General features: G+C 71.4%; 14 protein-coding genes. 10 read left to right on the forward strand and 4 right to left on the reverse strand.

Going from position 1 to position 22704, the window contains the following annotated elements; translation table 11 throughout:
• Positions 1-14 precede the first annotated feature (14 nt).
• The 7 genes from JMV16_RS20765 (at position 15) to JMV16_RS20795 (ending at position 13708) form a co-directional block, all read left to right on the forward strand.
• Positions 15-2435 (forward strand): DNA internalization-related competence protein ComEC/Rec2, encoded by a 2421-nt coding sequence (locus tag JMV16_RS20765; RefSeq protein WP_201496224.1) that lies wholly within the window; start codon positions 15-17, stop codon positions 2433-2435.
• 209 nt (positions 2436-2644) lie between these two features.
• Complete coding sequence (locus tag JMV16_RS20770; protein ID WP_201496225.1) at positions 2645-3976, forward strand: sensor histidine kinase; 1332 nt, start codon at positions 2645-2647, stop codon at positions 3974-3976.
• A 153-nt stretch (positions 3977-4129) separates the two neighbouring features.
• Positions 4130-7693: a DUF2126 domain-containing protein gene (locus JMV16_RS20775; protein ID WP_201496226.1), complete on the forward strand. Its 3564-nt coding sequence runs from the start codon at positions 4130-4132 to the stop codon at positions 7691-7693.
• A gap of 8 nt (positions 7694-7701) precedes the next feature.
• Entirely contained in the window at positions 7702-10263 is a 2562-nt protein-coding gene (locus JMV16_RS20780; protein ID WP_201496227.1) for a circularly permuted type 2 ATP-grasp protein, read from the forward strand.
• A 25-nt stretch (positions 10264-10288) separates the two neighbouring features.
• Positions 10289-11227 (forward strand): transglutaminase N-terminal domain-containing protein, encoded by a 939-nt coding sequence (locus tag JMV16_RS20785; protein WP_201496228.1) that lies wholly within the window; start codon positions 10289-10291, stop codon positions 11225-11227.
• A gap of 25 nt (positions 11228-11252) precedes the next feature.
• Complete coding sequence (locus tag JMV16_RS20790) at positions 11253-12689, forward strand: circularly permuted type 2 ATP-grasp protein (protein WP_201496229.1); 1437 nt, start codon at positions 11253-11255, stop codon at positions 12687-12689.
• A 53-nt stretch (positions 12690-12742) separates the two neighbouring features.
• Positions 12743-13708 (forward strand): alpha-E domain-containing protein, encoded by a 966-nt coding sequence (locus JMV16_RS20795; protein WP_201496230.1) that lies wholly within the window; start codon positions 12743-12745, stop codon positions 13706-13708.
• Here JMV16_RS20795 and mltB read toward each other — a convergent pair.
• Genes mltB through JMV16_RS20815 form a run of 4 tightly spaced genes read right to left on the reverse strand, consistent with a single transcriptional unit; the run spans position 13695 to position 18782 of the window.
• Positions 13695-14771 carry a lytic murein transglycosylase B gene (gene mltB / locus JMV16_RS20800; RefSeq protein WP_236580631.1) on the reverse strand — a complete coding sequence of 359 codons (1077 nt, stop codon included), beginning with the start codon at positions 14769-14771 and terminating at the stop codon, positions 13695-13697. The two genes, JMV16_RS20795 and mltB, sit on opposite strands and share 14 nt — an antisense overlap.
• A gap of 11 nt (positions 14772-14782) precedes the next feature.
• The gene (locus JMV16_RS20805; protein ID WP_201496288.1) at positions 14783-16870 is read right to left on the reverse strand and encodes a transglutaminaseTgpA domain-containing protein; all 2088 of its coding nucleotides are present in this window, start codon (positions 16868-16870) and stop codon (positions 14783-14785) included.
• Complete coding sequence (locus JMV16_RS20810) at positions 16870-17853, reverse strand: DUF58 domain-containing protein (protein WP_201496232.1); 984 nt, start codon at positions 17851-17853, stop codon at positions 16870-16872. Before JMV16_RS20810 ends, JMV16_RS20805 begins: the two co-directional genes overlap by 1 nt.
• Positions 17854-17855: 2 nt before the next feature.
• Entirely contained in the window at positions 17856-18782 is a 927-nt protein-coding gene (locus tag JMV16_RS20815; RefSeq protein ID WP_236580632.1) for an AAA family ATPase, read from the reverse strand.
• An 85-nt stretch (positions 18783-18867) separates the two neighbouring features.
• On the opposite strand from JMV16_RS20815, the gene JMV16_RS20820 reads away from it, so the two are divergent.
• Genes JMV16_RS20820 through pap form a run of 3 tightly spaced genes read left to right on the forward strand, consistent with a single transcriptional unit; the run spans position 18868 to position 22700 of the window.
• Positions 18868-19761: a histone deacetylase family protein gene (locus tag JMV16_RS20820; protein WP_411565060.1), complete on the forward strand. Its 894-nt coding sequence runs from the start codon at positions 18868-18870 to the stop codon at positions 19759-19761.
• A 23-nt stretch (positions 19762-19784) separates the two neighbouring features.
• Positions 19785-21038, forward strand: coding sequence for a mechanosensitive ion channel family protein (locus tag JMV16_RS20825; RefSeq protein ID WP_201496234.1), 1254 nt, complete (start codon positions 19785-19787; stop codon positions 21036-21038).
• Positions 21039-21086: 48 nt separating this feature from the next.
• Positions 21087-22700, forward strand: coding sequence for a polyphosphate:AMP phosphotransferase (pap, locus tag JMV16_RS20830; protein WP_201496235.1), 1614 nt, complete (start codon positions 21087-21089; stop codon positions 22698-22700).
• Positions 22701-22704 lie beyond the last annotated feature (4 nt).

The raw sequence follows: 22704 nt of genomic DNA on the forward strand, positions 1-22704 counted from the left end.
CCTACACTGCGGCCATGGAGCGAAGAGCGGCGCTGTGCGGGCTGGTGGCCGCCCTCGGCTGGCTCGCCGGAACGGCGCTGCAGTTGCAGCTGCCGGCGCTGTGGCAGCCCCTGCCGCTGCTGGCCCTGGGTGCTGCCGCCGGCGTCGCCGTACTGCCGGCACTGCGGCTGTGCCCGCGCCTGCCGGCCCTGCTGGCGCTGGCCCTGGCCTGCGCCGCGCTGGCCTTTGTTGCCACCAGCGGCCGCGCCGCGTTGCGCTTGGCCGACGTGCTGGACCCGTCGCTGGAAGGCCAGGATCTCATTGTCACCGGCATCGTCGACGATCTGCCGCAGACCGGCCTGGACGGCACGCGATTCGTCTTCGCCACCGAGTCGGCAAGCTGGCGCGGCCGGCCGGTGGCCGTGCCGGCGCGGCTGGCCCTGGGCTGGTACCGCGGCCCCGACGAGGATGCCCTGCTCGGCGGCCCGCCCGAAGAAGTGCGCGCCGGCCAGCGCTGGCGGCTGCCGCTGCGCCTGCGCCAGCCGCACGGCCATCTCAACCCGCACGGCTTCGATCTGGAACTGTGGCTGTTCGAGCGCGGCCTGCGCGCCAGCGGCCAGGTGCGCTCTCGCGCCGGCGAACCGGCGCTGCTGCTGGCTGCCGTCGCCGGCCGCCCGCTGCAGCGCGCCCGCCAGGCGGCGCGCGACGCCATCCAGATGCAGGTGGCCGATCCGCGCGCCGCCGGTGTGCTGGCGGCGCTGGCCATCGGTGACCAGGCGGCCATAGGTCGCGCCGACTGGGACTTGTTCCGGACCACCGGGGTCGCCCATCTGATGTCGATCTCTGGGCTCCACGTCACGATGTTCGCCTGGCTCGCCGGCCTGCTGATAGCCCGCCTCTGGCGCCTGGGCCGGCGCCTGCCGCTGGCCTGCCCGGCCCAGCAGGCCGCGCGCTGGGGCGGGCTGGCCGCGGCGGCGGCCTACGCACTGCTGGCAGGCTGGGGCGTGCCGGCCCAGCGCACGGTCTGCATGCTGGCCCTGGTGGCGCTGCTGCGCGGCGGCGCCCGGCGCTGGCCGCTGCCGGCCGTGCTGCTGGCCGCCGCGCTGGCCGTGGCCCTGCTCGACCCCTGGGCCCTGCTGCAGGCCGGCTTCTGGCTGTCCTTCGTCGCCGTCGGGCTGCTGGCGGCATCGGAGCCGGTGCAGCCGGCCCTGGTCGACGCCCCGGCTGGCTGGTGGCCGCGGGCGCGACGGGCTCTGCGCGAAGGCCTGCGTTCCCAGGCCGTGGCCACGGTGGGCCTGGCGCCGCTGTCGCTGGTCTTCTTCCAGCAGCTCTCGCTGGTGGGCTTCGGCGCCAACCTGGTGGCCATTCCGCTGGTCACGCTCTTGATCGCGCCGCTGTCGCTGCTGGGCCTGCTGATGGCACCGCTGTGGCAGCTGGCGGCGGCGCTGGTGCAGGGCCTGGCGTGGCTGCTGCAGGGCCTGGCCGGCCTACCCTGGGCGCAATGGCAGGCCGCGGTGGCGCCGCCCTGGGCCGTGGCCTGCGGCCTGCTGGCCGGCCTGCTGGCGGTGGCGCCGCTGCCCTGGCGGTTGCGCCTGCTGGCCCTGCCGCTGATGCTGCCGCTCGTGGCGCCGCCGCTGCAGCGGCCGGCGCCGGGGCGCTTCGAGCTGGTCGCGGCCGACATCGGCCAGGGCACGGCCGTGCTGCTGCGCACCGCGAACCATCTGCTGGTCTACGACAGCGGGCCGCAGTACGCCCGCGAGTCCGATGCCGGCGGCCGCGTGCTGGTGCCCCTGCTGCGCGCCCGCGGTGAGCCGCGCATAGCCTTGCTGGTGCTGAGCCACCGCGACCTCGACCACGTGGGCGGCGCCGCGGCGCTGTTGGCGGCCCTGCCGGTGGCGGCACTGTCGACCTCGCTGGAAGACGGCCATCCCTTGCGCGCCAGCGGCCCACCCCACACGCGCTGCCTGGCCGGCCAGGTCTGGAATTGGGACGGTGTGAACTTCCAGGTGCTGCACCCGCGGCCCGAGGACTACGACAGCGCCGCCAAGCCCAATGCGCTGAGCTGCGTGCTGCATGTGCAGGGGGCAGACCGCAGCGTGCTGCTCACCGGCGACATCGAGGCGCCGCAGGAAGCGGCCCTGCTGCGGCGCAGCCCCGAGGCGCTGCCGGCCGATGTGCTGCTGGTGCCGCACCACGGCAGCCGCACGTCATCAACCGCCGACTTCATCGCCGCCGTGGCGCCGCGCCTGGCCCTGGTGCAGGCGGCCTACCGCAGCCGCTATGGCCACCCGGCACCGGCCGTGCTCGCGCGCTATGCGGCCCAGGGCGTGGCGGTGCAGCGCAGCGACCTCTGCGGCGCCTGGACCCAGCCCGCCGACGGCCCGCCGTCCGCAGCCTTCTGCGAGCGCGAGCGCGCCAGGCGCTACTGGCACCACCCAGGGCGCTTCACGCCCTGAAGCGGCGGGGAAACCGCACCCGACCTTGATCGACCGCAGGCGCCCGTCCCCCGGCCGGGGTCGAGAATGACGCCCGCTCCCACCCGCTGCCAAACCGACACCATCGCGGCGCCATCGCGGCGCCAGCCCACCATGCACCACCCGCCACCACCGCGTGCCACGCCCGCCCGCCGCTGCCTTGCCGCACGCACCCTGGGACGGGCCGCGCAATGACGCTGCCCACCGCCAGCGTGCTGGTGGTCGAGGACTCGCGCTCGGCGCTGCGCCTGCTCACCGACATCCTGATGGCCGCCGGCTACGAGGCGCTGGCGGCCGATGGCGGCGAGGCCGCGCTGGCGCTGGTGGAGCGCCGGTTGCCCGACCTCATCCTGCTCGACATCTACATGCCGGGCATCGATGGCTTCGAGGTGCTGCGCCAGCTGAAGGCAAGCAAGCGCACGCGCGCCACGCCGGTGGTGCTGCTCAGCGCGGCCACTGAAACGGCGCAACGGCTCAAGGGCTTTCGCCTCGGTGCCATCGACTTCATTGCCAAGCCCTACCAGCGCGAGGAACTGCTGGCGCGCGTTCACACCCATGTCGAGCTGGCACAGGCGCGCGCCGCGCTCGAACAGCAGGCGGCCTCGCTGGCGCAGACCAACACCCGGCTGCAGCAGGAAGTGGCCGAGCGCGTGGCCGCCCAGACCGCGCTGCAGGCCCAGCTCGAGGCGGTGCGCGCGATGCACGAGCAGCTGGCCCAGGCCCAGGCCCAGCTGCTGCAGGCCGAGAAGATGTCGGCCATCGGCCAGCTGGCCGCCGGCGTGGCGCACGAGTTGAACAACCCCATAGGCTTCGTGCAGTCCAACCTGGGATCGATGGCCGCCTACGTGGATGACCTGCTGGGCCTGCTCGACCTCACCACGCGCTGCCTGCGCGAGCACGTCGACCCGGCGCGGCTGACGGTGGTCGAGCAGACGCGGCGCGAGCTCGACGTCGACTTCCTGGCGCGCGACATGCGCCAGCTGCTGGCCGAATCGCGCGACGGCGTCGACCGCGTGCGCAAGATCGTGCTCAACCTGAAGGAGTTTTCCCATGTCGGCGACAACGAATGGGTCTGGACCGATTTGCGCAAGGGCCTGGACAGCACGCTGGCCATCGTCTGGAACGAGCTGAAGTACAAGGCCGACGTGAACCGCAGCTACGGCGAGATGCCCGAGATCCTGTGCATCCCCTCGCAGCTGAACCAAGTCTTCATGAACCTGCTCGTCAATGCGGCGCAGGCGATCGACGGCCACGGCGAGGTCGATGTCCGCACCGGCAGCGTGGGCGACGAAGTCTGGGTCGAGATCGAGGACAGCGGCCGCGGCATCGCACCCGAGCACATCAACCGTATCTTCGAGCCCTTCTTTACCACCAAGCCCGTGGGCCAGGGCACAGGGCTCGGGCTTTCGCTGTCCTACGGCATCGTGTACCGCCACGGCGGGCACTGGACGGTGCGCAGCACGCCGGGCGAGGGCACCTGCATGCGCATCACGCTGCCGCTCAAGCCGCCGGCTCCAGCCTGAAGCCGCTATCTCGCACGCGCCCTTGCTGGCATCATCCCGCCATGGTGGCCGCGCCGCGGCCCCCGCTTTTACACTGTCCGCAAACTTGGGTGGCCCGCAGCTTGCATCGTTCGCCGATGCCCCCATAGCAAACCGGCCCAGGAGCTACGCCCCGTGTCCATCCATGTCGCGCTGAACCACGTCACGCACTACCGCTACGACCGCCCGGTCACGCTTTCGCCCCAGGTCGTGCGCCTGCGCCCCGCGCCGCACTGCCGCACCCGCATCCTCGGCTACTCGCTGCGCATCGAGCCCGGCGACCACTTCATCAACTGGCACCAGGACCCCTTCGCCAACCACCTGGCGCGCCTGGTCTTCCAGGAGAAGACGCGCGAATTCAAGGTCACCGTCGACCTGGTGGCCGAGATGTCGGTGCTCAACCCGTTTGACTTCTTCCTCGAGCCCGAGGCCGAGAACTTCCCGTTCACCTATGGGCCCGAGCTGGCGCGCGATCTGCTGCCCTATCTGGACAAGGCGCCGCTGACGCCGCGCTTCGCCGAGTTCGTGGCCAGCATTCCGCGCACCGAACAGCGCACCATCGATTTCATGGTGGGCCTCAACCAGCGCCTGCAGAAGGACATCAAGTACCTGATCCGCATGGAGCCCGGCGTGCAGACGCCCGAGGTCACGCTGGTCAACGGCAGCGGCTCCTGCCGCGACACCGGCTGGCTGATGGTGCAGACGCTGCGCCACCTGGGGCTGGCGGCACGCTTCGTCAGCGGCTACCTGATCCAGTTGAAGCCCGACGTGAAGTCGCTCGACGGCCCCTCAGGCACCGAGATCGACTTCACCGACCTGCACGCCTGGTGCGAGGTCTACCTGCCGGGCGCCGGCTGGATCGGCTTCGACCCCACCTCGGGCCTGCTGGCCGGCGAGGGCCACATCCCGGTGGCCTGCACACCCGAGCCCAGCACCGCCGCGCCGGTGAGCGGCGCGGTGGACGAGAGCGAGGTCGAGTTCTCCCACCACATGGAGGTGACGCGCATCCACGAGTCGCCGCGCGTCACCCTGCCCTACACCGATGGCCAGTGGGCCGACATCCTGAAGCTGGGCCACGAGGTCGACTTGCAGCTGCAGGCCCAGGACGTGCGGCTGACCATGGGCGGCGAGCCCACTTTCGTCGCCGTGGACGACCGCGACGCACCGGAATGGAACACCGACGCCCTCGGCCCCACCAAACGGGGGCTGGCCACCGAATTGGTGCACAAGCTGCGCGCCAAGTACGGGCAGGGCGGCTTTCTGCACTTCGGCCAGGGCAAGTGGTATCCGGGCGAGCAGCTGCCGCGCTGGGCGCTGAGCATCTGCTGGCGCGCCGACGGCCAGCCCTGCTGGAACGACGCCAGCCTTTTTGCCGACGAGCGCGACAACCACCAGTACACGGCTGACGACGCCAAGGCCTTCGTCCAGGTGCTGACGCGGCGCCTGGGCATCGAGCCCAAGCACGTCCAGCCCGCCTACGAGGACACCTGGTACTACCTCTGGCGCGAGCGCCGGCTGCCGGTCAACGTCGATCCCTTCGATGCGCGCCTGGACGACGAGATGGAGCGCGCCCGCCTGCGCCGGGTCTTCTCCCAGGGGCTGGACGCCGTGGTCGGCTACCTGCTGCCGCTCAAGCGCGAATGGCAGGTCGGCACCGCCGGCCCGGCCTGGATCACCGGGCCCTGGTTCCTGCGCGACGAGCGCCTCTACCTGATGCCGGGCGATTCGCCCATGGGCCTGCGCCTGCCGCTGGACTCCCTGCCCTGGGCCGCCGCCGGCGAGCGCCCGTGGACGCTGCCGCAAGACCCCTTCGCGCCCTTCGGCGCCCTGCCCTCGGCCGCGGCCTGGCGCATGCAGCAGGCCTTGCGCGGGCCTGAGGGCGCCGATGCCGGCGCTGCTGGCACGGCAAGCCACGGCGCAGCGGGCGCCAAGTCCGGCGCCGAAGCCAGCGCTGAAGGCGCCGGCGCGGCCTGGTCCGCCTTCGGCACCGCGGGCACGGCCGCCGCCGGCCTGCCCGGCGAGCTGCGCATGGCCACCGAGCACGATCCGGTGACGCCGCACCCACGCAACCCGGCCCTGCTGCCGGCACGCTTCGAATCCGCCGGCGAGCTCACGCGCACGGCGGTCTGCGTGGAGGTGCGCGACCCCCAGCGCGCCAACGGCCCGCGCGCCGAGGCCGCGGCCGAGAAGAAGCTGGGCGGCCGCCGCGGCGTGCTCTACATCTTCATGCCGCCGCTGCGCTTCCTCGAGGACTATCTCGAGCTGGTGGCCGCGGTCGAGGCGACGACGGCCGAACTGGGCCTGAAGATCGTCATCGAGGGCTATCCGCCCCCGCGCGACCCGCGCCTCAAGACGCTGGCGGTGACGCCCGACCCGGGCGTGATCGAGGTCAACATCCACCCCGCCAGCAGCTGGGAACAGCTGGTCGACCACACCGAATTCCTCTACGAGGCGGCGCACCACACACGCCTGTCGACCGAGAAGTTCATGCTCGACGGCCGCCACACCGGCACCGGCGGCGGCAACCACTTCGTGCTGGGCGGCGCCACGCCGGCCGACAGCCCCTTCCTGCGCCGGCCCGACGTGCTGGCCAGCCTCATCACCTACTGGCACAACCACCCCTCCCTCAGCTTCCTGTTCAGCGGCCTCTTCATCGGCCCCACCAGCCAGGCGCCGCGCTTCGACGAGGCGCGCAGCGACCAGGTCTACGAGGTCGAGCTGGGCCTCAACGAGCTGGAGCGCCAGCTCGGGCTCAATGGCAACGTGCCGCCCTGGATCGTCGACCGCACGCTGCGCAACCTGCTGGTCGACGTCACCGGCAACACCCACCGCAGCGAGTTCTGCATCGACAAGCTCTACAGCCCCGACGGCCCCACCGGCCGCCTGGGCCTGCTCGAACTGCGCGCCTTCGAGATGCCGCCGCATGCGCGCATGAGCCTGGCGCAGCAGCTGCTGTTGCGCTCGCTGCTGGCCTGGTTCTGGCGCGAGCCCTACAACGGCCGCGGCGCCACCCGCCTGACGCGCTGGGGCACGGGCCTGCACGACCGCTTCATGCTGCCGAGCTTCTGCGAGCTGGATTTCGACGACGTGATGGCCGAGCTGCGCGAGGCCGGCTTCGCCTTCGACGCCGCCTGGTTCGCGCCCCACTTTGCCTTCCGCTTCCCGCTCATCGGTGAGCTGGCCACGCAGGGGATTGGCCTCACGCTGCGCAATGCGCTCGAGCCCTGGCATGTGCTGGGCGAGGAAAACACCGCCGGCGGCACGGCGCGCTATGTCGATTCCTCGCTGGAGCGGCTGGAGGTCAAGGTCACGGGCCTCAATGGCAACCGCCACGTCGTCACCGCCAATGGCAACGCCCTGCCGCTGCAGCCCACCGGGCGCGTGGGCGAGTTCGTCTGCGGCGTGCGCTACCGCGCCTGGCAGCCGCCCTCGGCCCTGCACCCCACCATCCCGGTCGATGCGCCCATCACCTTCGACCTCGTCGACCGCTGGCACCGCCGCTCCATTGGCGGCTGCCGCTACCACGTCGCCCACCCGGGCGGGCGCGGCTACGACACCTTCCCGGTCAACGCCTACGAGGCTGAGAGCCGGCGGCTGTCGCGCTTCTTCCGCTTCGGCCACACGCCGGGCGAGATGGACGTCAAGCCGGCCGTGCCCAGCCTCGAGATGCCCTTCACCCTCGATCTGCGGCCCCGCTGAAGCAGGCCGTGCAGCAGCAGTTCCAGGGCTCGTTTCCGTTTGACCGCACGCCGGGGCCTGGGCACCCGGCGGCGCATGCCCTGGCCAGCCGCGTGCTGCCGGCCGAGGCCGGCGTGTGGGACGAACTGCGTGACGGCCAGGGCGCGCTGCGTGCAGCATGGCAGCGCTTCGCGCAGACCGTGCCGGCGCCGGCCAGCGGTCTGGAGATGGTCCAGGATCTCGACCGCCGCGTCGAGCAGGTGGGGCAGCGCATTGCCCTCGACGGCGTCACGCACAACGTCTTCGCCGATGGCGGCGTGGCCAGCCGGCCCTGGTCGCTGGAGCTGCTGCCGCTGCTCATCGAACCGGCCGACTGGGCCCAGATCGAGGCCGGCGTGGTGCAGCGCGCCGAACTGCAGGAGCGCGTGCTGGCCGATCTCTACGGCCCGCAGCGCCTGCTGCACGAGGGCCTGCTGCCGCCCTCGCTGCTGCTGCGCCACCCGGGCTGGCTGCGGCCCATGCGCGGCGTGGCGCCGCCGGGCGGGCTGCGGCTGTTCATCGTCGCCTTCGACATCGCTCGTGGCCCCGACGGCCGCTGGTGGCTGATGTCGCAGCGCACCCAGGGCCCCTCGGGCCTGGGCTATGTGCTGCACAACCGCCTCGTCATCTCGCGCCAGTTTCCCGACGCCTTCCGCGACCTGCGCGTGCAGCACATCGCCAGTTCCTACCGTCGCCTGCTCGACACGCTGGAGATCACGGCCCGCCAGGTTTCGCGCCAGGCGCGCGACGGCGAGACGCCGCGCATCGTGCTGCTCACGCCGGGGCCCTATGCCGAGACCTATTTCGAGCATGCCTACCTGGCGCGCTACCTCGGCCTGCCGCTGGTGGAAGGCGGCGACCTCACGGTGCGCGGCGAGCGCCTGTTCCTGCGCACGGTGGAAGGCCTGGAGCCGGTGCATGGCCTGCTGCGCCGCGTCGACGACGACTGGTGCGACCCGCTCGAGCTGCGCCCCGATTCGGCCCTGGGCGTGCCGGGCCTGATCCAGGCCGCACGCGCCGGCACGGTGGTGATGGCCAATGCCCTGGGCAGCGCCTTTCTCGAATCGCCCGCCATCCAGGGCTTCATGCCCGGCATTGCCGAAAGGCTGACCGGCGCGCAGCTGTTGCTGCCCTCGCTGCCCACCTGGTGGTGCGGCGAACCGGCGGCCTGGGCCGATGTGCGTGGCGGGCTGCATGACAAGATCGTTCGCTCCACCTTCCCCCGCGGCGGCCTCGCGTCCCAGGTGGGCCAGGCCGCGGCGGTGGCCGAAGACCCCGATGCCTGGACCGTGCAGGGGCGGCTGCGCTACTCGCGCGCACCCATCTGGGGCAATGGAGCGGTCACGGCCCGCCCCTCCATGGTGCGCGTTTATGCGATTGCCGACGGCGGCGGACGCTGGCATGTGCTGCCCGGCGGCATGACGCGGGTGGCGCAGCGCGAGGAAGGCAGCGTCTCCATGCAGCGCGGCGGCACCAGCCTGGACACCTGGGTGCTGACCGAAGGCGCGGTCGACAGCTTCTCGATGCTGCCGCAGCGCCTGCAGGTGGACGACATCGTGCAGCGCCGCCGCCCGGTGAGCAGCCGCACCGGCGAGAACCTGTTCTGGCTGGGCCGCTACACCGAGCGCACCGAGCAGCTGGTGCGGCTGGCGCGCGCCACGCTGACGCTGATCGACGCCGACACCGACGTGCCGCCGGCTGTGCTGCAAGCGCTGTCGACGCTGGCCATCAGCGCCGGGCTGGCACCCCCGGGCGTGCCGACGCTGCTGCAGTCGTCCCACCTCTTCGAGCGCGCCGTGCTCGCCGGCCTGGGTGACGAGACCGGCGCCACCAGTGCGGCCTACAACCTGGCGGCACTGGAGCGCGCCGGCATGGCCTTGCGCGAGCGCCTGTCGTCGGAGCACTGGGGCCTGATTGCCGCCATGCGCGAGGGCTTCCAGCACACGCTGCGCAGCGCCCACGGCGAACTGCCGACGCTGGCCCAGGTGATGCCGGCGCTCGACCGTCTGGCGCTGGAACTGGCGGCCGTGACCGGCGCCCAGAGCGACCGCATGACGCGCGACCACGGTTGGCGCCTGCTCACCGTGGGCCGGTTGATTGAACGCCTGGGCGGCGTCTGCGCGCGCCTGGAGGCCTTTGTCGCCGCCGGCGCGCTGGCCAGCGCCGCCGGTATCGACCTGCTGCTCGAGCTCTTCGACAGCGTCATCACCTTCCGGGCCCGCTACCAGCGCCACGAAGACCTGCTGGCGCTGGCCGACCTGCTGGTGTTCGACAGCGCCAACCCGCGCGCCTTTGCCGGGGTGCTGCGCCGGCTGCGCACCGAGATCGGCAAGCTGCCCGGCCTGCCCGAGGTGCTGCAGCCGTTGCGTGCCCTGCTGCCGGCCGAGGGCGCCGGGCTCACGCTCGAAGACCTGCGCGACGCCGACGACGCCGAGATCGCCCGCGCCCTGCTGGCGCTGGCCCACGACCTGCGCGGCGCCGCGGTGGCGCTGGCCGAGCGCGTGGGCGAACGCTATTTCACGCTCGCCCAGGGCATGGATCAGCGGGTCTAGCAGGACATTGGCGAAAACGATGGCGATGGAACTGACGGTCCAGCACGAGACCCGCTACGACTACACCGCGCCGGTGTCGCTGGCCCATCACCTGGCCCATCTGCGGCCCCTGCACGACGCCCACCAGCAGGTGCTGGCGCACAGCCTGGAAATCGAGCCGGCGCCGGGCCAGCAGCGCGACAGCGTCGACGACCAGGGCAATGCGCAATGCCATTTCAGCCTCGCCCAGCCGCACCGCCGCTTGCGCGTGCGCGCCGCGAGCCAGGTGCGCGTGCGGCCACGCTTTGCCGCGCTGGCACCGGCGGCGGGGCCGGCCTGGGACACGCTGGCGGCCCGGCTGCGCTACGTGGCCGGCGCACCCTTCGTGCCCGAGCTCGAGTACGCGCTGCCATCGCCCTATGTGCCGCGCCTGCGCGAGCTGCGCGACTTTGCCGCCGCCAGCTTCGCGCCCGGGCGGCCCGTGGCTGACGCCGCCATCGAGCTGATGCGGCGCATCCACGCCGGTTTCCGCTATGAAAGCCGCAGCACCGACATCGACACGCCTCTCACGCGCGTGCTCGAGCAGCGGCGCGGCGTGTGCCAGGACTTCGCCCACCTGATGGCCGGCATGCTGCGCATGCTGGGCCTGCCGGCGCGCTATGTCAGCGGCTACCTGCTGACGCACGCGCCCGAAGGTGGTGCGCGCATGCAGGGTGCCGACGCCTCGCACGCCTGGGTCCAGGTCTGGTGCCCGGGCACGCCCGGCGTGCCCGACACGGGCGCGGGTGCCGGCTGGCTCGATCTGGACCCCACCAACGACGTGGTGCCCGGCAGCGGCCATGTGCGGCTGGCCATCGGGCGCGACTTCGGCGACGTGACGCCGCTGCGCGGCGTCATCCGCGGCGGTGGCCGCCACACCCTCACCGTGGGGGTCGATCTGCGCCCCACTGGCCAGAACCCGCAGAGCGGGCCCGGGGATTGCTAGAGAGCATGCCAAGGAAGCTGGGACGATGAAGACGCCATTTGATGAAATGAACACCGCCGAACGCGCGGTGCGCGAGCACTACCGCGTCTACGACGCCTGGCTGCAACGCCAGCCGCCCGAGACCATGCGCACGCGCCGGGCCGAGGCCGAGATGATCTTCCGCCGTGTCGGCATCACCTTCGCGGTCTACGGCGCCAAGGACGAGGACGGCTCCGGCACCGAACGCCTGATCCCCTTCGATCTCATCCCGCGCGTGATTCCGTCGCAGGAATGGATCTCGATGGAGGCCGGCCTGCGCCAACGCGTGGTGGCCCTCAACCGCTTCATCCACGACGTCTACCACGGCCAGGAAATCATCAAGGCCGGCATCGTGCCGGCCGAGCAGGTGCTGCAGAACGCCCAGTTCAGGCCGGTGATGATGGGCGTCAACGTGCCGGGCAATGTCTATTCGCACATCGCCGGCGTCGACATCGTGCGCGCCGGCAATGCCGACGGCAGCGGCAGCTACTACGTGCTGGAGGACAACCTGCGCGTGCCCAGCGGCGTGAGCTACATGCTCGAGAACCGCAAGATGATGATGCGGCTCTTCCCCGAGCTGTTCGCGCGCCATCGCGTGGCGCCGGTGGCTCATTACCCCGATCTCTTGCTCGAAACGCTGCGCGCGGTGGCGCCGGCCGGCGTGAGCGAGCCCACGGTGGTGGTGCTCACCCCCGGCATGTACAACAGCGCCTACTTCGAGCACGCCTTCCTGGCCCAGCAGATGGGGGTCGAACTCGTCGAGGGCCAGGATCTGGTGGTGCGCGACGGCTTCGTCTACATGCGCACGACCCAGGGCCCCAAGCGGGTCGACGTCATCTACCGCCGCGTCGACGACGACTTCCTCGACCCCAAGGTCTTCCGCAAGGACAGCACCCTGGGCTGCGCCGGCCTCATCGACGTTTACCGCGCCGGCAACATCGCGCTGTGCAATGCCGTCGGCACCGGCATCGCCGACGACAAGAGCATCTATCCCTACGTGCCGAAGATGATCGAGTTCTATCTCGGCGAGAAGCCCATTCTCAACAACGTGCCCACCTACCTCTGCCGCGACGCCGACGACCTCAAGTACGTGCTGGCGAACATGGGCGAGCTGGTGGTGAAGGAAGTGCATGGCGCCGGCGGCTACGGCATGCTGGTGGGCCCGGCCGCCACCAAGGCCGAGATCGCCGAGTTTGCCGAGGTCGTGAAGGCCAACCCGACGAATTACATCGCCCAGCCCACGCTGTCGCTGTCGAGCTGCCCCACCTATGTCGACAGCGGCATCGCACCGCGCCACATCGACCTGCGCCCCTTCGTGCTCTCGGGCACCAGCGTGCAGATGGTGCCGGGCGGGCTCACGCGCGTGGCCCTGAAGGAAGGCTCGCTGGTCGTCAACAGCAGCCAGGGCGGCGGCACCAAGGACACCTGGGTTCTCGAAGACTGAGTGCAAAGACTCAGCACGAAGACCGAGTACGAAGATTGAGTGGAGATCAAGAGATGCTTTCGCGAACCGCCGACCACCTCTTCTGGATGGCCCGCTACATGGAGCGGGCCGAAAACACGGCGCGGATGCTCGATGTCAACTACCAGACTTCGCTGCTGCCGCAGAGCACCGACATGGCCGAGCAGGGCTGGCGCGGCCTGCTTTCGATCAGCGAGCTGACCTGGAGCTTCTCGCAGAAGTACCAGGCCGTCGGCGCGCGCAGCGTCATGGATTTCATGGTGCGCGACGAGACCAACCCGTCCAGCATCGTGGCCTGCCTGCGCGCGGCGCGCGAGAACGCGCGTGCGGTGCGCGGCGCGCTCACCACCGAGGTCTGGGAGACGCAGAACCAGACCTGGCTCGAGTTCAACCGCATGCTCAAGGACGGCGCCTTCGAGCGCGACCCGGGCAGTTTCTTCGAGTGGGTCAAGTTCCGCTCGCACCTGAGCCGCGGCGTCACCGTGGGCACCATGCTGCAGGACGAGGCGCTGCACTTCCTGCGCATCGGCACCTTCCTCGAGCGCGCCGACAACACGGCGCGGCTGCTCGACGTCAAGTTCCAGGCGCTGGCCGGCGGCGATTACTTCGGCCCCGGCGCCAGCAAGGAGGGCATGGAGGTCGATTTCTACCACTGGAGCGCGATCCTGCGTTCGGTCTCGGGCTTCGAGATCTACCGCAAGGTCTACCGCAACGTGATCCACCCCGAGAAGGTGGCCGAACTGCTGATCCTGCGCCCCGACATGCCGCGCTCGCTGGCCGCCTGCATGAACGAGGCGGTGGCGAATCTGCAGCTGGTGGCCAACGAGCAGAGCGGCGAGACGCTGCGCCGCGCCGGCCGCCTGAAGTCCGACCTGCGTTATGGCCGCATCGACGAGATCCTGGCCACCGGCCTGCACGCCTACCTGACGCAGTTCCTTGACCGCGTCGGCGATCTGGGCGTGGGCATCAGCCGCGACTTCCTCGTACCTATGGCGGCGTGACGGGTCGCGCGGCTTTTGCCGCCGCCACGGCCTGTCCCAGCTCGATCACCGCCATCGCGTAGTAGCTCGACGCGTTGTAGCGCGTGAGGGCACGGAAGTTCACGGTGCCGGCCACATAGCTGGGCGGCTGTTCGCCGTTGTGCAACTCCACCAGCGCCAGCGGACCCTCGTGGGCGCGGCCATCGTCGGACAGCGCAGCACCCTTGTCGGCCATCTGCGTGGCACTGAAGCTGGGCGCGATGTCCGGCGCCAGCAGCGCGGCGCGGTTCTCGGCGTCTGCCGGCGGCACCACCTCGTAGCGCGCCGGCAGGCCGCGCTGCCAGCCGGCGCGCTGCAGGTATTGCGCCACCGAGCCGACGATGTCGGCGCGGCTGCGGTAGAGGTCGACATGGCCGTCGCCGTCGAAGTCGAGCGCGTGGCGGTTGATGCTGCCGGGCATGAACTGCGGCCAGCCGATGGCGCCGGCAAACGAGCCCTTCACCGTCTGCGGGTCGACCCCCTCTCGCGCGCACAGCACGAAGAACTCGGCCAGTTCCTGGCGGAAAAAGGCGCGGCGGTCGCTGCGGCCGGCGGGGAAATCGAAGGCCAGCGTGGACAGCGCGTCGATGACGCGGAAATTGCCGGTGATGCGGCCATAGTAGGTCTCGACGCCGACGATGCCCACCACCACCTCGGCCGGCACGCCGAAGCGTTCTTCGGCCTGGGCCAGCCAGTCGGCGTTGTCCTGCCAGAACGCCAGGCCGGCGGCGATGCGCTGCGGCTCGATGAAGCGCTCGCGGTAGGCGGCCCAGTTCTTGGCCGTGGCCACGGCCGGCGGCATGATGAGCTTGCGCACCGCCTCGATGCGGTGGGCGCGCGCCAGCTGCGTCGCCAGCCAGCGCCGGTCCAGGCCCTGGGCCGCGGCGGTCTCGGCGGCAAAGCTGCGGATCTCGGCACGACCGGCATAGGAGGGCTCGCGCTTGTTGTTGACGGCGTGGCTGCCGTGGCGGGCGCTGGCCGGGGTGGCGATCAGCAGCGCGGCCAGGGCCAGCGAAGCCAGTGGATGAGGGGCGGTCAGGCGCAAGACGATCAGGCTCAGCTCGGGATGGAAGGCGGCGAGTTTAGGGGCGACCGCTGCGCTTTTTCCGCCTTCGCCGCCTTCGCTGCGGCACGGGCCGCACGGGCAAAGCGCGGCCACCATAGCGCATCGGGCGTGGCGGTGGCGGCGGCGCCGTAGCGGCGGCGGTCGAGTTCATCCAGCAGTGCGGCCAGGGCCTCGCCGCGCCCATTGAGGGCGGCGCGCACCAAGCCGGCGCGCGCCCTGGGTGCATGGTGTACCTGCACCGCCACGCCCAGCCTCGCCAGCCGTGCCTGCACGCGGCGTTGCAGCCTTTGCCAGGGGTCTTGGCGGCGGCGGTCCCAGGCGGCCCAGGCGGCGCCGGTCAGCGCGCCACCGCTGGCCAGGCCTATCAGCAGGTAGGCCAGGTCCTGCCAGTCGGGCGCCGCAAAGCCAAGGCTGCGCAGCAGGTCAAACTGCTGGCCGCGCGCATAGCCCAGCACCCACTGGTTCCAGCGGTTGTTGGCCGCTTCCCAGGCGCCGCGCAGCGCGGCCAGCAGGTTGGGGTCCAGGGTGTTGATGGCGCCGGCCACCAGGCCCGGCGGCGCCGCCAGGCTGCGCCCCCGCCGCACGCGGTCGGGCGCCACGGCCGCGGTCGGGTCGACGCGCTGCCAGCCGCTGCCGGCCTGCCAGATCTCGGCCCAGGCGTGGGCGTGGCGCTGGCGCACGATCCACCAGCCGTCCACCGGCGCCGGATCGGTGCCCTGGTAGCCGGTGACGATGCGCGCCGGCACGTCCAGCGCCCGCATCACGATGACGAAGGCGCTGGCGAAGTGCTCGCAGAAGCCGAGCTTGCGGTCGAGCCAGAACTCGTCAATGGCATCGCCCTCGTAGACGCCCGGGGTCAGCGTGTAGCTGTAGCCGCCGCGGGCGATGTGCTGCAGCACGGCGCCGGCCAGGGTGGCCGCGTCGGCCTCGGCCAGCTCGGGGCGCTGGCGCAGCTGCTGCGCCCAGTCGCGCGTGCGCGGGTTGGCGCCGGGCGGCAGCGCCAGGTGCTCGGCGAGGCCGGGCACGGGCGCACGCGGGCCGTGGCGGTGTTCCAGCCAGGCGCTGGCCTGCAGGCGCAGCCGCTCGTCGACCGGCCGGTCGGTCTGCCACTGGCCGTCGCCGCGCTGGCTGGCCACCCAGCCAGGAACGAGGGGCGCGCTGTCGGCGCGATCAGGCGTCATCTCCAGCAGCGGCAGCAGCGGCAGGCGGCTGGGTTCCAGCGTCATCTCGTAGCGCAGCGGTGCGCCCACGGTCTCGAGCTCCAGCCGCAGCCGGCCGCCCTGGGCAAAGCCGGTCAGGCCGCGTGTCCACTGGCGGCCGTCGAAGCGCACCAGCACCGGGCCGCGGAAATACATCTGGTCCGGCCTCGGCACGGTGTCGGCAAAGCGCAGACGCAGCGCGATGGAATCGTCTTCGGCCACCTCGGCGACACCGCCCAGGCGCATCGAGCCCGACAGGCCGGTGCGACCGGCTGCATCCTGCGGCAGGCTCCACAGTGGCGCGATGCGCGGAAACAGCAGGAAGAGCACGGCCATCACCGGCAACGCCAGCAACGCCGTGCGCGCCGCCACGCCGCCGGCCCGGGCCAGCGGGGGCCGGCCCACCGGCATATGGGCCAGCACCAGGGCCGTCAGCAGGGCCCACACGGCCACCAGCAGCCACAGGCCGATGAGCAGGGTCTGCGAATAGAGGAAGTGAGTGAGCACCAGGAAGAAGCCGAGGAAGAACAGCACCAGGGCGTCGCGGCGCGCACGCAACTCCAGCGTCTTGAGCGTGACCAGCATCACCAGCAGCGTGATGCCGGCTTCCTTGCCCAGCAGCGTGCGTTCCTGCCACAGCGTGAGGCCGCAGGCCAGCAGCAGCAACACGATCAGCGCGGCGCGGTGGGGCAGGCTGCCGCCCAGCAGCGCGATGCGGCCGCGCCACAGCAGCACCGCGGCGGCGATGGCGCCACACCACAGCGGCAGGTGCAGCAAATGGGGCGTGATGGTCCAGGCGATGACGGCGAGCTGGAACAGCGTGTCGCGCGTCTCGCGCGGCAGGTGGGCGCTGCGCTCCTGCAGGCCGGCGATCCCCATCACGCCCACTGCCCCAGAAGATCGAGCGCGGCGCGGCGGTGGGCCGCACCCTGGCCGGGGGGCTGCTCGCGGCCGGGCAGGCGCAGGCCGGCGGTGATGCCCTCGCGATCAGCCGTCAGCACCCAGGCCGCCAGCCGCGCCAGGCGGCGCTCGGCATCGCCGGTGGTGTCCTGCCAGTCCAGCCAGAGCTCGCGTGCGGCGCTGCCGGCGGTCTCGCGGCTGACCATTTCGCCGCTGTGCGCCACCTTCTTCCACACCACCTGGCGCATGGTGTCGCCGCGCCGCCAGGGGCGCACGCCGTCGAGCTCGCTGCCGCCGCCGCGGCGCGCGGGTTGCGGGTCGCCGGTGCTCGAGCCACTGGCCGGCAGCGGCGGTTCGGGCTGCTCCGGCCGCGGCCAGGCCAGCAGGCGCGAAGCCGGCCGCCACACGGTCCAGGCGCGGAAGAGGCCGAAGGGGAAGACCGTCTCCAGCTGCAGCGTCGGCAGGCCATGCCAGCCGCGCCGGGGCGGCACGAAGCTCAGGTGGGCCACGGCCTGGCCGCCTGCCGGTGCGTCGGTCCATACCGTGGTGGCGGCGTCGTCCTCGTGGCGCAGCGCCAGCGCATAGCGTTGGCCGCCGGGGTTGCTGATGACCACCTCCAGCAGGGCCGGCGCGCCGGCGTGTACCGGCGCCGGCGGCCGCAGATGCAGCGTCAGGCCGCGCAGGTTGGCGTGGGTCAGGTGCATGGACACCAGGGCCGAGCTGGCGAGCAGAAAGGTCAGCGCATAGCCCAGGCTGAGCTGGTAGTTGATGGAGGCCACCAGCATCACCACCAGGGTGGCGGCGAAGGTGAAGCCGGCGCGCGTGGGCAGGATGTAGATGTTGCGCTGGCCCAGGGTCCAGCTGTCCTTGAGCGGCAGCCGCGCCTGCAGCCAGGCTCGAAAGCGCCGCCGCGGCGACAGCGTCGACAACCAGGCCCGGGCGGCCGGAGGCGGGGCAGCCACGGTCAAGGGATGGGTATTGCCTCGACCATGGCCCGAACCTGCTCCACCGCGCCGCGCCCGGAGGCTGCCACCGGCAGCAGGCGGTGGGCGATAGCCTGGGGCAGCATGGCCTGGATGTCGTCGGGTGCCACGTAGTCGCGCCCGGCCATCAGGGCGCGGGCGCGCGCCACCCGCAACACGGCGATGCCGGCACGCGGCGACAGGCCCTGCACGAACCAGGCGCCCGAGCGCGTGGCGGCGATCAGGGCCTGCAGGTAGTCCAGAAGGGCCGGCGCGGCACGCACGCCGGCCACCGCCTGCTGCGCCGCCAGCAGCGCCGCCGGCGGCAGCAGGGGCTGCAGCCGCGCGGCGGCCAGGCGGCGGTCGCCACCGGCCAGCAGCTCGCGCTCGGCGGCGTGATCGGGGTAGCCCAGGGTGATGCGCAGCAGAAAGCGGTCGAGCTGGCTCTCGGGCAGCGGGTAGGTGCCGAGCTGGTCGCTCGGGTTCTGGGTCGCGATCACGAAGAAGGGGCGCGGCAGCGCCCGCGTCTCGTTCTCGACCGAGACCTGCTGCTCTTCCATCGCCTCGAGCAGGGCGCTCTGGGTCTTGGGGCCGGCGCGGTTGATCTCGTCGGCCAGCAGCACCTGCGCGAACACCGGCCCGGGGTGGAAGACGAAGGCGTCGCGCGCCCGCTCGAACACGCTCACGCCGATGAGGTCGCTGGGCATGAGGTCGGCGGTGAACTGCACACGGCGGAAATCCAGCCCCAGCGAGACCGCCAGCGCGTGCGCCAGCGTGGTCTTGCCGACGCCGGGCACGTCCTCGATGAGCAGGTGGCCGCCGGCCAGCAGGCAGGCGACGGAGTCCTCGATCTGCGGCCTTTTGCCGACGACGATCGTGCTAATCTGGTCGACCAGCCGAGACAGCTGGCGCGTAAGGCTCTCGTCCATGCGCGGGACCATACTCGAAAAGCGAAAGCGCGATCCCACCGTGAGCACCGTCTTCTACACCCACCCCGCTTGCCGCCTGCACGACATGGGCGCAGGCCATCCCGAATGCCCGGGGCGGCTGGACGCCATCAACGACCAGTTGCTGGCCACCGGCCTTGACATCGCGCTGACCTTCCGCGATGCCCCCGAAGCCACCATCGAGCAGATCGAGCGCGCCCACACGGCGCACTACGTCACCGAGATCAAGGACCTGCTCGAGCAGGTGCGCGATGGCGGCGTCACCAAGGCGCTGGACCCCGACACCGTCGCCTGCCCGGCCACGCTGTCGGCGGCGCTGCATGCCGCCGGCGCCGCCGTCGCGGCCACCGACGACGTGATCGCCGGCCGCGCACTCAACGCCTTCTGCGCCGTGCGCCCGCCCGGCCACCACGCCACGCGTGACGAAGCCATGGGCTTTTGCTTCTTCAACAACGTCGCCATCGCGGCCCGCCACGCGCTGGACGTGCATGGCCTCGAGCGCGTGGCCATCATCGATTTCGACGTCCACCACGGCAATGGCACCGAGGACATCATCGCCGGCGATGACCGCGTGCTGATGTGCAGCTTCTTCCAGCACCCGCTCTACCCCTACAGCGGCGCCGTGCCCAAGGGCACGAACATGGTCAATGTGCCGGTGCCGCCCTATACGCGCGGCGCCGCGGTGCGCGAGATGATTGAGACGATGTGGATGCCGGCGCTGCACCGCTTCGCGCCGCAGATGGTCTTCATCTCGGCCGGCTTCGACGCCCACCGCGAGGACGACCTCGGCCAGATGGGCCTGGTCGAGGCCGACTACGAATGGATCACCCAGCGCCTGGTGGACGTGGCGCGCCGCCACAGCCACGGCCGCATCGTGTCCTGCCTCGAAGGCGGCTACGCGCTGAGTGCGCTGGCGCGCAGCGTGGCAGCGCATGTGCGCGTGCTCGCCGACGTGCATTGACCTGGTAGGGCGCTGCGGCAGCCATGGACCGTCCGCCGACGGCCGACGAGCTCGACCGGCTCGTCCACGCCCTGCTCCAGCCCACCGCGGCCATCGAGCTGGCGGTGCTGGTGGCCTGCTTGCTGGGCGGCTGGGCGCTGGTGCGCGGGCTGCGCGGGCCTCAGGCCGAGCGGGGCTCGATCTGGTTCGGCCACCGCATCGTCGACGGCGCCCTCTTCCCGCTGCTGACCCTGTTGCTGGCGCTGACCGCGCGCTGGGCGCTGGCCGGGCAGGTGCCGATCGCGGTGTTCAAGCTGGTCGTGCCCATCCTGGTCTCGCTGGCGGTGATACGGCTCACGGTGCGCGTGCTGCGTGCCGCCTTCCCGGGCTCGCAGCTGATGCGGGTGGTCGAGCGCAGCGTGTCCTGGATCGCCTGGCTGGCCATGGTGCTGTGGATCACCGGCGTGCTGCCGCTGATGCTGGCCGAGCTGGACGACATCCACTGGAAGATAGGCGCCAGCAAAGTCTCGGTGCGCAACCTGCTGGAGGGTGCGGTCACCGCGGTGCTGGTGCTGGTGCTGGCGCTGTGGGTATCGTCGATGTTCGAGGCGCGCCTGCTCAAGGGCGCCACCGACAACCTCAGCATCCGCAAGATGGCGGCCAATGCGCTGCGCGCCGTGCTGCTCTTCGTGGGCGTGCTCTTCGCCGCCTCGGCCGCCGGCATCGACCTCACGGCGCTGGGCGTGCTGGGCGGCGGCCTCGGCGTCGGCATCGGCCTGGGCCTGCAGAAGCTGGCGGCCAACTACATCAGCGGCTTCGTGATCCTGGCCGAGCGCAGCATGCGCATCGGCGACATGGTCAAGGTCGACGGCTTCGAGGGCCGCATCACCGACATCAGCACCCGCTACACCGTGATCCGCGCCCTCAACGGCCGCGAATCCATCGTGCCCAATGAGATGTTGATCACCCAGCGCGTCGAGAACGCCTCGCTGGCCGACCCCAAGGTGCTGCTCACCACCGTGGTGCAGGTGGCCTACGGCAGCCCGCTGCCCACGCTGATGCCCCAGTTGGCCGCCGCCGCCGGCCGCGTGGCGCGCGTGGTGGCCGACCCGGCGCCCTCGGTGCAGCTGTCGAATTTTGCTGCCGACGGCCTGGAGCTGACCATCGCCTTCTGGATTGCCGACCCCGAGAACGGCCAGGGCAATGTGCGCTCGGCCGTCAACCTGGCGCTGCTGGAAGCGCTGAACGAGGCCGGGGTTGACATTCCATTTCCGCAGCGCGTGGTGCGCCAGGCCTGATACGGTCGGAGATGACGCCGCGGTGCGGCGGGCTCGGAAGGAATCGCGATGTTCGAATCGGCAGAGATCGGCCACAAGATTGCCAAGGAGGCCTATCGCCTGGCCCTGCCCGAGTTGCGTGCGGCGCTGCTGCAGGCGCAGATCGAGCTGGTGCAGCGCAAGAAGACCTCGGTGCTGCTCATCATCAGCGGCCAGGACGGCGCCGGCAAGGGCGAGACCATCAACCTGCTCTACGAGTGGATGGACCCGCGTTTCATCTCGACGCTGGCCTTCTCCGAGCCCACCGAGGAAGAGCACGACCGACCGCCGATGTGGCGCTACTGGCGCTCGCTGCCGCCGCGCGGGCGCATGGGCATGTTCGCCGGCTCCTGGTACTCCGATCCCATGCGCGACCGCATCGAGGGCCGGCTTTCGATCAAGGAACTCGACGCCCGCGCCGAGCAGATCAACCGCTTCGAGGCCATGCTGGTCAACGAGGGCGCGCTGATCCTCAAGTTCTGGCTGCACCTCACCAAGTCGGCCCAGCGCAAGCGGCTCAAGGCGCTGGAGGCCGACCCCCGCACCGCCTGGCGCGTGACGCAATGGAACTGGGACCGCCTCGAGAGCTTCGACGAGGCGCAGGAGACTGCCGGCCATGTGCTGCGCGTCACCAACACACCCTGGGCGCCCTGGGCCGTGGTCGAGGCCAGCGACGACCGCTACCGCGAGCTGACAGTGGGCCGCATCCTGCTCGAGGCGCTGCGCCAGAAGCTGGACTGCGAAGAACGCCCGCAGCCGCCGGCAGCGCCGCTGGTGCGCGTGGACACCGACGGCCGCAACCTGCTGACCGAACTCGACCTTTCGCTCGTGCTCGCGGAGCGCCCCTACGAAAAGGAACTGGCGCGCTGGCAGGGCCGGCTGTCGGAGCTGGTGCGCGACCCGCGCTTCAAGGATCACGCCGTGGTCTGCGCCTTCGAGGGCGCCGACGCGGCCGGCAAGGGCGGCGCCATCCGCCGCCTGTGCGCGGCGCTCGACGCGCGCCAGTACCAGGTGATACCGATAGCTGCGCCCAGCGAGGAAGAACGCGCCCAGCCGCACCTGTGGCGCTTCTGGCGCCACATCCCGCGGCGAGGCCGCCTGGCCATCTTCGACCGCACCTGGTACGGCCGCGTGCTGGTCGAGCGTGTCGAGGGCTATTGCAGCGAGGCCGACTGGCAGCGCGCCTACACCGAGATCAACGACTTCGAGCACGAGCTCACCGGCGCCGGCGTCATCGTGCTCAAGTTCTGGCTCCAGACCAGCCGCGAGGAGCAGCTGCGGCGCTTTCGCGAGCGCGAAGAGGTGGCGCACAAGCGCTTCAAGATCACCGAGGACGACTGGCGCAACCGCGACAAGTGGGACGCCTACCAGCGGGCGGTGTGCGACATGGTCGACCGCACCAGCACCGGCGACGCGCCCTGGACCCTGGTCGAATCGAACGACAAGTACTTCGCCCGCGTCAAGATCCTGCGCACCCTGTGCGAACGGATAGAGGCAGCGCTGCAGGCCGGGCCGCACGGCATGGCGAGGGCCGACAACGACGCGGCGGCAAAGAAGAGGGCTGGCAAGCCGGGCAAGGCCAGGCCCAAGAAGGCATTGGGCAAGCAGGCGGCCAGGCCAGCGCGCAAATCGGCAGGCAAATAGGGCG

Source organism: Rubrivivax sp. A210 (assembly GCF_904426505.1).
GTDB lineage: Bacteria > Pseudomonadota > Gammaproteobacteria > Burkholderiales > Burkholderiaceae_C > Rubrivivax.